Source organism: Ensifer sp. 4252 (assembly GCF_050434565.1).
In the GTDB taxonomy this organism is placed as follows: Bacteria; Pseudomonadota; Alphaproteobacteria; order Rhizobiales; family Rhizobiaceae; genus Ensifer.
The window spans coordinates 1-10,173 of the sequence record NZ_JBNDIU010000056.1; the positions used below are offsets into that span (position 1 = coordinate 1).

Below are 10,173 nucleotides of genomic sequence, written 5' to 3' on the forward strand. Positions count from 1 at the left end.
TGGTCAGGCAACACCAACAGCCTGCCTAGAACTTCAGATAATCACACCAACCTCACCGCGCACGCCCTCCCGCGAAGCGGGTTCGTGCATGAGGGTGCGAAGCAGACGCCGTTCGCATTCCGCGGAACGCGTAGAGGATTGAAAGGTTACTCAGGCGCGACCTCAAGGCGCTGTTTTAGAAGCCAATCCCAAAGCTCGGGATCATTTAAGGCGGCCCGTTCGACGCCCGAGTGGTCCACGCCCTCCAGAACACTCAAACGAGCATCACGCTTCAGACCCACGAGGCGCTCGTACAGCACGACCGAATCCGACAAAGGGATGACTTCATCGTTCGTGCCGTGGAACACCCAGAAAGCTGCCTTTTCATTTGTCCTGCTAAGGTAGTGGCGATTACCGCCACCAGCGATCGGAACGACAGCGGCGAATGTTTCGGGAAACTGTTCTGCCATGGCCCAAGTACCGAACCCCCCGCGGCTGAACCCCACGACATAGACACGCGCGCGATCTACGCGATACTTCGAGATAACCTCGTCGAGTGCCGCCTCCACTTTCTCGATCGGAAAAAGCAGTTCTTCACTCGGATTCTGAGGCGAAAACACTAGGAAGGGGAATGTCTTTCCACCCTCAATCAGTTTCGGAATGCCACTCGATTTGACTTTCTCGATATCGGTCCCGCCCTGATCGCCGCCGTGTAGCCACACAACAAGCGGATACGCGTTGCTGGACGAAGCATAGTCGTCGGGCGTGTACATCAGATAGTTGAGATCATTCTGTATGCTGGCGCTCGATCTGGCTGCCAACTGCTCGGCATGCGCCACGCCTGCACCACACATTCCGATTACGGCCGTGAAAGCCAGTGCCATGATGTTCCGCGTCATTCGACCACCTCCTTCATGATGTTGAGCCTGTCAGCACATCAAATGGAACCGAAGAACCAGAACTCAAGCCTTCCCACTCGGAGGATGGAGGTCGGCTCTCGGAAGCGTTCTCGCGGAAAGCCCCGGCAAACTCAGAAGCGCAAAGGTAGGAGTGTGTCCGATGCCGAAATTCGTAACGATTGGATATGGAGGCGAAGCTGGACTGCGAAAATCCAGTCTGCCAAGCGTCCTCCAACATGTTCTCGTCGGGCGCCTTCCGGACGCGACCATTGGCAAAGCAGACCGCCGGCTTCCAGGAGCTCGCGCGGTGGTGTGAGTGACCAAAATGAGGGCGCAATGCTGTCGTTTGCAGACTTAAGCGTGGACGCGCCTTACGGGCCGGACAGAACTGTGCTTCCACGAGCCCTGCAAGCCTTGTTGCTGTGATGTTCACCCTTGGGCCACGAGGATCGCATAATGTATCGACTGAACAGCGCGCGTTTCGCCGCGACGCGAATCGAGCGCCGAAATTCTCGAGTTGGCAGGATTCTGACAAGGTCTTCCAGGCCGGAAACATCCTTGAGCGCTCGCTTCTGCAGAAGCCGTCGGAAATCTCTGCGGCGATCTCAGCTCAAGGGGGCAAAGCCGGCCAACACCGCGTGGTTTACGACGATCATGTCAGTTCGTTTGCTCCGAGCCGATATGGACGATGACGAGAATTGTGCGAGCGGTGCCCAAACTTGCGGGCACAAGACCGGCTACTCTCCGGCGACATTCCGATTACCATGAGCGAGGCTGCGAGCGATGACCTCGAATCGACTGGTGACGACGACAGCCCTTGATGCGGATTGTCGGCAGGGCGACCAACGGCATAGTTACAAAATCGGCCCCGAACACCTAGCCGCGAGCGGCGAGCATCTCAGTCGGGACGTCGATCGACGCGACAAGCCCCGTCTCCCGCCAATCCCGGTCGATCGTCGCGTTCAGTGCGCTTGCCAACCCCCTTTCCAGGCGGCTGCCGAAACCCATGTGGTGTTCGCGCGCCGGCTTTGGCCCTCCCATTTCGCGCCAGACAAGGTGCGTCCAGTCGTTCTCTTCCCGGATGCTCAAATCGAGATGACCGTTTGTCACGGAGAGCGCCCCATACTTTGCGGCATTGGTCGCAAGTTCGTGCAGCAACAACGCTATATGCGTCATCGCCTGGCCTCCCACAACACGATCTTGACCGCTGATCGTTATCCTCTCTTCTGCCGCATACGGTTCGAGGATCGTTCTGATCAGTGCGTGCAGCGAAATCGTCTGCGTGTTTCCGGTTCCGTTTTGCCAATCCGACATGGTGAGTTCATGGGCGCGGGAGAGCATCGATAGCCGCGCCTGGATCGTCGCAAGGAGGCTGTCGATATCGCTGGCCGACCGGCCGCTGATCGAGACGATCGCGGAAGCGAGTGCAAAGAGGTTTTTCACGCGATGCCGCATTTCGCCCATCAAGAGCTGCTGCTGCTCCTCGGCGACGCGTCTTTCAGTAATGTCTCTCGCGATCTTCGAGGCGCCGACGATCACGCCGTCCGCATTCCGAATCGGCGAGATGGTCAGCGAGATATCGACCAATGATCCGTCTTTGCGTCGCCGCAGTGTCTCGAAGTGTTCGACGCGCATGCCGCGTTGGATTTCGGCGATGATCGCCGGCTCCTCATCCAGTCGGTCCTGCGGAATCAAGATGGTGATCGACTTTCCGATGACCTCTTCGGCCCGATAGCCGAACAAGCGTGTCGCGCCGGGATTCCAGCTCTGAATAATGCCTCGCAGATCCTTGCTGACAATCGCATCGTCGGAGCCTTCGATTATTGCGGCCAGCCAATCGCGGGGATCGGGTCCATCCGCGACCGATGTGTCAGCAAAGTTGGAGGCATGGTTGTGAGACGTCGAGCGCACGCTGAACGGCAATTTGCGGATCTGCGCGGCCCGTTCGCCTCCAGATTGTTCGTCGTCGCCCGGAATTTCCATGGCGCGTCCTCCTCAGGAGTACTCGATGCCTGATCCGCTCGCCATTAGCCGGATAAGCGCTTCACCGTCTAACGGCCTCGACGGCCTGTACTAGGCCTTTTGCGATGCGTTCAGGCTATAGACGAGCAAATCCCCCGTCGCAAGGATGTGCTTGCGAAGCGCATCGCATGCTCGTTCGGTGTCGCGCAATCTGCATAGCTCCAGGATTAACCGATGTTCAGCTTGGGATTGCTCGAGGTGGTGGGTCTCTGCCCAGGTGAATCTCAGATAGCGCTCGAAATTCATCCTCAGATTCTCGATCAACTCTAGCGTACGCGTCCTCTTAGCTGGCGCATACATGAGTGCGTGGAAACGAGCGTTCAGCAGAATCTTTGCGTCCACAGACTCGGATGCGTCAAGCTCATCCAGTACCAGCTCGCATTGAACAAAGTCGGCGCGCAGCATGTTGGGTATTGCCCACCGCAGTGCCTGACACTCTAGGAGAGCGCGAAGTTGGGATAGCTCCCACGCTTCCTCGGCACTTAGAATCGCCACACTCACTCCCCGCCTGGGTTCTGCTTTAAGAAAACCTTCGGCTGTGAGCTGCTTGAAGGCTTCTCTCACGATCATCTGGCTTACCCCGTAGTGGGTTGCGATAGCATCCTGACGAAGTCGCTCACCTCCGCTCAGCCGATTGTGCAGGATGGCTGCGCGCAATTCATCCGTGACCACTGCAGCCGCCGAACGATTCCCGCCGAGATTTCCTTGTTGCAGGCTATCCGAGTAGTTCACAATTTCCGTCCTGTAAGACTAGCGATAATCTTTAATGATGCGCCGTCGAATGGTTCTCTATCTCGCCTGAATCGCTCGTAAAGTCAAGGAAACCAACGGCTTGTTTTCCGTATAGAGCGGTTCTGAAACCTGGAACAGGTCAAAAATCGGCCAATTGACTGTTATTTAATTATCGATTATCGCTAATTCCAGTAACAACAGCAATGTGGGGTTCTGATGCTACGACTTAACGATTTTGATGCTGTCACCTTTGACGTCTATGGGACTCTGATCGATTGGGAACCATCCATCGTAGCCTGGTTGTGCAACTGGGCGGATGACCTCGGCGTAAAAGCCAGCGGTGAAGAGCTGATCATGGCATTTGATCGGGCTCGTGCTGAGATTCAGAAAGAGCGGCCCGCACACCGCTATCCAGAAGTCCTTCGTCGGTGTTTCGACCGCATTTCCGGCGAGTTCGGCGTGGCTGTAGATCCCGCGCGCCGGGAAGCATTTTCCAAGACGCCGCATCAGTGGCCTGCCTATGTCGACACGTCCTCGGGACTGAAGGCGCTGCAGGCGCGCGCGAAGATCGGCGCTCTTTCAAATATTGACAACGCGTCGCTCACGTCCTCCTGCGAGAAGATGGATATCGAATTCGATATCGTCGTCACCGCCCAGCGCGTCGGTGCCTATAAGCCGAGTTGGGAGCATTTCAACACTGCTCTTGCGGATTTGGCAGCGGAGGGTATTCCCCCCGAGCGTGTTCTTCATGTCGGCCAGAGCCTGCGTGCCGATATCACTCCAGCGAACAAGCTTGGACTGAAAAGCGCTTGGATCAACCGTCCGCAACGATTGCTCGGCCTTTCTGGCGAGGGAGCCGCCGAAGCTCGACCCGATCTTACCGTCGAAAGCTTGGCCGAGTTGCTTGAAACAATCGGCTGATAGTTCTGCAACGACGAAAAGGGGAATGACATGAAAATAAGAGCTTTTGGGACTATTGGAGCACTTGCGCTTACGCTCCTTCCGACATCGTGGGCGTTGGCGCAGTCGGTCGATGGAATCGTCGACCGCATCAAGGAAAAGAACACGATTTCGATCGGTCACCGTGACGCGTCGATACCCTTCTCTTATGTCGACGAGAAGGGGCAGCCGCTCGGATACTCAACCGACATCTGCATCCAGGTGGCGGCGACGGTGAAGAAGGCCCTGAACCTGCCCGATCTCAAAATCGAGTGGGTACCGGTGAACCTTCAGAACCGCATCCCATTGGTGGCAAACGGGACCGTAGATATCTCTTGCGAGTCGGCCGTGAACACAGTCGGCCGGCAGTCGCAAGTTGACTTCTCCAGCCCGTTCTACATTTCCCACACCCGACTCCTTGTGAAATCGGGCTCGGGAATTTCGGAGCTCGGCGATCTAAACGGCAAGTCGATCGCGCTTTCGATCAATTCCGTGCCGGAACGCTTGATCAAGGCACTGATCGAGACAGATCAACTCAATATCCGGATCGTCCCGGTCAAGGACAATTCCGAGGGCTTTCTTGCATTGCAAACGGGGCGAGCCGACGCGTTCTCCACTGATGACATTCTGCTGTTCGGACTCCGGAATAAGGCGCCGAACCCATCGGAATATGAGGTCGTGGGCAAACCGCTGTCCTACGATAGCTATGGCTTCCTCGTACAGAAAAACAGCACCGCCTTCCTCAGCCTGGTGAATGCAACACTTGCGCGTTTGTCTCGTGATGGCGAACTGGAGAAGCTCTACGCCAAATGGTTCGACCCGATGGGCGTGCCGCTCTCGCCAGACCTTGCGACCATCTTCCACGTCATTGCCATCCCCGAATAAGGGGCTGGCATTAGGTCGCCTTACCGGAGGGATCGCAGCGATGAATTACTCATGGAACTGGGCCGTTCTGATATCCGAGCCTTACTTGCAGTGGCTGGGTTGGGGCACGTTGATGACGATCCTGATCTCGCTCGTCTCTTGGGCGATAGCTCTGGCGATCGGAACCATTGTGGGTACGTTCCACAGCACAGGAAACTCCCGAATCAGGCTCTTTACAAGCAGCTACATAAGCCTCTTCCGGAATATTCCGCTGCTGCTACAGATGTTCCTCTGGTTCTTCGTTATTCCGGAATTGGTTCCGGATGCGATAGGCACGTGGTTGAAGCGTGACCTGCCGCATTCGGAAGTTGTCACAGCCATTGTCGCACTGGGCCTGTTTACCGCTTCCCGTGTCGCCGTGCAGGTCAGCGCAGGCATTATTGCTCTTCCGCGCGGTCAAGGCATGGCGGCGAAGGCGGCCGGGTTATCAACTGCACAAGCCTATCGGCTCGTGCTGCTTCCCCAGGCCTTCCGCCTCATTATGCCGCCTCTGACATCTGAGTTCCTGACGATCTTCAAGAACTCGTCGATCGCCATGACCATTGGTGTGTTTGAGCTGACTGCACAGACGCAACAAATCGAAAGCTTCACTTATCAAGGATTCGAAGCCTTCACGGCGGCCACAGTCATTTACATGTCGATAGCCCTCGTCGTCACGATGTTCATGCGTCAGGTCGAGCGTCGTGCGTCCATAGGAAACACTTGAGGGAAACAGAACAATGTCGGGATTCGATTTCTCTGTCATAGCCGACTCACTGCCGTCACTCAGCGGCGGCTTAGCTATGAGCTTCATGTTGACGGCAATAGCTATGGCGGGTGGTCTCATCCTCGGACTCATCCTCGCCATCGTGAGACTATCGAACATACGCTTCGTCAGCACTATCGCCGCACTTTATGTCAACGGCTTCCGCGCGGTCCCGCTGATCCTAGTCATCTTCTGGTTTTACTTTTTGGTTCCGTTGGTGATTGGGCGTCCCGTCGGTGCTCTCTATTCGGTGATCATCGCCTTCGTCATGTTTGAGGGTGCCTACTACTCGGAAATCCTTAGGGCCGGGATGCAGAGCGTCCGCCGCGGGCAATGGCAGGCGGCAAAGGCGAGCGGCTTGAGCTTCTTGCAAACCGTCAGGCTGGTTGTGCTGCCTCAGGCCCTGAGAAAGATGGCACCGCTGATGGTAACTCAGGGCGTTATCCTCTTCCAGGACACGTCATTGGTCTACGTGGTCTCCCTCCACGACTTCATGACCTCCGCAAGCATTGTTGCGAACACGCAGAACCGCATGGTCGAGATGTATGTGTTCGCAGCGGTTGTCTACTTCATCCTGTGTACGCTTGGCAGCGCGCTCGCCGAACGACTGAAACGCAACCCCACTCTCGCCTGAGATATCGGCAGAGCTTGGCGGTTCTCTCACCTACGACTGGATACCTCTATGTCTTCGCGTGAAATGATCAGGGTTGAAAATCTGTCCAAAAGCTACGGCCAACTGCGGGTCTTGAACGACTGCAACCTGACCGTTCAGCGTGGAGAGGTTGTCATCGTTTGCGGGCCCTCTGGGTCTGGCAAATCCACCTTTGTGAAATGCGTAAACGGGATCGAACCTTTCCAGTCAGGGATGGTGACGATCGATGGTCAGGCTCTGGCCACAAAGGGCAAAGAGGCGGCAAAGCTTCGTGCACGCGTCGGGATGGTTTTTCAACATTTCGAACTCTACCCGCACCTCTCTGTCCTCGATAACATTTGCCTCGCCCAGGTCCATGTTCTCAAACGAAGCCGCGACGAAGCAGTGAGCAAGGCTCAGGGTTTGCTCAAGCGCGTCGGTCTGCTCGACAAACAGCAATCCTACCCCGCCCAGCTGTCCGGAGGGCAACAACAGCGCATCGCTATCGTGCGAACCTTGGCAATGGATCCCATCGCTATGCTCTTCGATGAACCGACGTCTGCTCTCGACCCGGAAATGATCGGTGAGGTCCTCGCCGTGATGACCGAACTCGCGCAGGAAGGGATGACCATGATCGTCGTCACGCATGAGATGGGCTTTGCCAAAGCTGCGGCGGATCGCATGGTTTTCATGGACGGGGGCGCGATCATTGAAGAAGCGGAAACCGCTCGATTCTTTGCCGATCCCAGTTCCGAACGTGCTCGCCTTTTCCTCTCCCGTATCCTGGTACACTGAAATGAACGGTTTGATTGCTCCCACATTCGACGACATCCTTGACGCCCGCCGGTCGCTTGACGGCGTCGCATTTCGGACGCCGCTTTTGCGGTCCGAAAAGCTCGATCAGTTGACCGGCGCGAACGTCTTCATCAAATGCGAAAACCTCCAGCGCACCGGCGCATTCAAGTTCAGAGGCGCTTATAACTGCCTTTCCCGCTTGGATCGCTCGGCATTTCCTGGTGGCGTTGTTGCGTATTCCACCGGCAATCATGGCCAAGCCATCGCAACGGTTGGCCTGATGCTTGGCATAGCTGCAACCATCGTTATGCCGAGCGATGCCCCCGCGATCAAAATCAGCAAAGCGCGCGAGAACGGTGCCAAGGTTGTGCTCTATGACCGTCAGACCCAGTCGCGCGAGCAGATAGCCGCTGAAATTGCCGAAAAGTCGCCGGTCGCGATCATACCGCCTGGCGACAACCCATTTATTATCGCAGGCCAAGGCACGGTTGCCGCGGAAGCTCTCGAACAAGCCGGGAACGTCGCGATTGACACCATCATGGTACCTTGCGGTGGGGGTGGCCTATCGGCGGGAACTTGTCTGGCCGCAAGAGCGGCTCATTCTCGCGCCGAAATCTGGGCAGTCGAACCGAAAGGCTTCGATGACACAAGGCGATCGTGGGTAAGTGGCAACCGTGAAGTTAATCCTGCCCTCAGCGGTTCCATCTGCGACGCGCTTCTCGCGCCCACACCTGCCGAACTGCCGTTCTCCATTAACCGCCAAGGTCTGTCACAGGTGCAGGTCGCGTCCGACCAAGAGGTTCTGCTCGCGATCCGTTATGCTTTCGAGGAGCTTCGGTTGGTCACCGAGCCAGGTGGCATCATCGCCTTGGCCGCGCTTTTGAACGATCCGCAGGCCGTCCGCGGCAAGAATGTCATCGTCATCGTCTCCGGCGGCAACATCGAGCCGGCGGTTTTCAAGCAAGCACTCGACACCGACTATACGTCGTCGTTTCCGCAATAATTTTTGTTCTCGAGGTTGAAATGGTTTCCATCATCGAAAAGTTCGCAACCCTCGCTACCGACAATGCGCCGGGGCAGGAAGTCAGACAAAGCGCAGGCGACATCCGCGACTTGATGCGCGGCGACGAAATCCCTGGCAGGCTCGTCGATTTTTCGCACGGCGACGTCGATGCCTTCACTCCAACACCTGGCTCATTTGAGCGGTTCTCCGAAGCAGTGGAGGCCGGCGGTCGCCAAGCCTACACCGAATATCGCGGCTCGGCTGACATACGGTCCGAATTGGCGCAGCGGCTCGAAGCGTTCACAGGAGCCCCGGTTTCCGCCGATGAGGGCATTATCCTAACTCCAGGAACGCAAGGTGCGTTGTTCTTGGCAGTCGCCGCAACCGTCTCCGAGGGTGATAAAGTCGCGATCGTACAGCCGGACTATTTTGCCAACCGCAAACTAGTCCAGTTCTTTGGCGGGCAGGTGATGCCGGTCGCTATGAACTACCTGAACGCCACGGCTGAGGCTGGCTTGGATCTCTCTCAATTGCGCGCCGCGTTTGAGGCGGGGGCCAAGACTTTCCTGTTTTCCAACCCGAACAATCCGACTGGAGCGGTCTACTCGCAAACAGAGATCGACCAGATCGTATTCCTGGCCCGGGAATTCGGCATCACCGTCATTGCTGATCAGCTTTATTCCAGGCTGCGCTATGACGGTGAAGACTATACTCACATCCGCGCCCGCGGGCTGCCGACGGAACAGGTCCTGACAATCATGGGCCCGTCGAAAACGGAGTCGCTCAGCGGGTATCGTCTCGGAGCAGCGTTTGGCTCTCCGACGATCATCAGCAGGATGGAGAAGCTGCAGGCAATCGTCTCACTGCGCGCTGCAGGTTACAACCAAGCGGTAGTCAGGACCTGGTTCAATGAGCCAGAGGGCTGGATGGATGAGCGCATTCGGCTGCATCAGGCCATCAGGGGCGACCTGCTCGAGGTGTTCCGAAGTGGCGGTCTTGAGGCCCGCACGCCGCAAGCCGGAAGCTATCTCTTTCCAACATTGCCGCCCCTCTCTATGAGCCTGCAGGATTTCGTCCGGCTGCTGCGGCATCAAGCAAGCGTTATCGTCACGCCCGGAACCGAATTCGGCCCCCATGCTAACAGTGTTCGCCTCAACTTCTCCCAGGATCATGCCGCTGCTGTCGAGGCTGGTAGGCGCATAGTCGAGATGGCGCATCGTTACAGGAGGTAGACAAACGGCACGGAATAGAACGTCTTGTCGACCTCGACATGGTAATCGGGATGGACCTTCGCGACCTTCCATTCCGCATACTCAAACGGCGATGAAGGCAGTGGCTTGAGCTGGTCGCGCTCGACTTCATCGAACAAAGCACGCCGAGATTTGCCATATCGGCGCATCGTTCTGGTATTGAGGTCCTCGATCAAAGCGCTGATGCGGATATTGAGATCGACAAGGCTGAAGAAACGGTCGTTTCGAAGTCTGGCCAGAACCCACCTCTCGAC

The 10,173-nt window shown here is 56.8% G+C and carries 10 protein-coding genes and 1 pseudogene; 7 read left to right on the forward strand and 4 right to left on the reverse strand.

The features are described 5' to 3' along the window. Positions 1 to 146: 146 nt before the first annotated feature. From ABIE33_RS35735 to ABIE33_RS35745, 3 genes are all read right to left on the reverse strand, one after another. Complete coding sequence (locus ABIE33_RS35735; RefSeq protein WP_429133832.1) at positions 147 to 878, reverse strand: prolyl oligopeptidase family serine peptidase; 732 nt, start codon at positions 876 to 878, stop codon at positions 147 to 149. A gap of 876 nt (positions 879 to 1,754) precedes the next feature. Continuing rightward, positions 1,755 to 2,861: a PAS domain S-box protein gene (locus ABIE33_RS35740; RefSeq protein WP_429133834.1), complete on the reverse strand. Its 1,107-nt coding sequence runs from the start codon at positions 2,859 to 2,861 to the stop codon at positions 1,755 to 1,757. A gap of 90 nt (positions 2,862 to 2,951) precedes the next feature. Then, a complete protein-coding gene (locus ABIE33_RS35745) occupies positions 2,952 to 3,632 on the reverse strand; it encodes a GntR family transcriptional regulator (protein WP_429133835.1) in 681 nt (226 codons plus the stop codon). Between the two features lie 216 nt (positions 3,633 to 3,848). Here ABIE33_RS35745 and ABIE33_RS35750 point away from each other — a divergent pair, with 216 nt between their 5' ends. The 7 genes from ABIE33_RS35750 (at position 3,849) to ABIE33_RS35780 (ending at position 9,901) form a co-directional block, all read left to right on the forward strand. Continuing rightward, a complete protein-coding gene (locus ABIE33_RS35750; protein ID WP_429133837.1) occupies positions 3,849 to 4,553 on the forward strand; it encodes an HAD family hydrolase in 705 nt (234 codons plus the stop codon). A 30-nt stretch (positions 4,554 to 4,583) separates the two neighbouring features. Next, positions 4,584 to 5,456 (forward strand): amino acid ABC transporter substrate-binding protein, encoded by an 873-nt coding sequence (locus ABIE33_RS35755; protein WP_429133839.1) that lies wholly within the window; start codon positions 4,584 to 4,586, stop codon positions 5,454 to 5,456. 40 nt (positions 5,457 to 5,496) lie between these two features. Continuing rightward, complete coding sequence (locus ABIE33_RS35760) at positions 5,497 to 6,201, forward strand: amino acid ABC transporter permease (protein WP_429133840.1); 705 nt, start codon at positions 5,497 to 5,499, stop codon at positions 6,199 to 6,201. Positions 6,202 to 6,214: 13 nt separating this feature from the next. Continuing rightward, a complete protein-coding gene (locus ABIE33_RS35765; protein WP_429133841.1) occupies positions 6,215 to 6,874 on the forward strand; it encodes an amino acid ABC transporter permease in 660 nt (219 codons plus the stop codon). A gap of 63 nt (positions 6,875 to 6,937) precedes the next feature. Beyond that, entirely contained in the window at positions 6,938 to 7,666 is a 729-nt protein-coding gene (locus tag ABIE33_RS35770) for an amino acid ABC transporter ATP-binding protein (protein ID WP_429133847.1), read from the forward strand. 1 nt (position 7,667) lies between these two features. Further along, the gene (locus ABIE33_RS35775; protein WP_429133843.1) at positions 7,668 to 8,669 is read left to right on the forward strand and encodes a threonine ammonia-lyase; all 1,002 of its coding nucleotides are present in this window, start codon (positions 7,668 to 7,670) and stop codon (positions 8,667 to 8,669) included. Between the two features lie 20 nt (positions 8,670 to 8,689). Continuing rightward, positions 8,690 to 9,901: a pyridoxal phosphate-dependent aminotransferase gene (locus ABIE33_RS35780; protein ID WP_429133845.1), complete on the forward strand. Its 1,212-nt coding sequence runs from the start codon at positions 8,690 to 8,692 to the stop codon at positions 9,899 to 9,901. 5 nt (positions 9,902 to 9,906) lie between these two features. Here ABIE33_RS35780 and ABIE33_RS35785 read toward each other — a convergent pair. Continuing rightward, a pseudogene (locus ABIE33_RS35785) lies at positions 9,907 to 10,173 on the reverse strand (Mu transposase domain-containing protein); the annotation flags it as partial.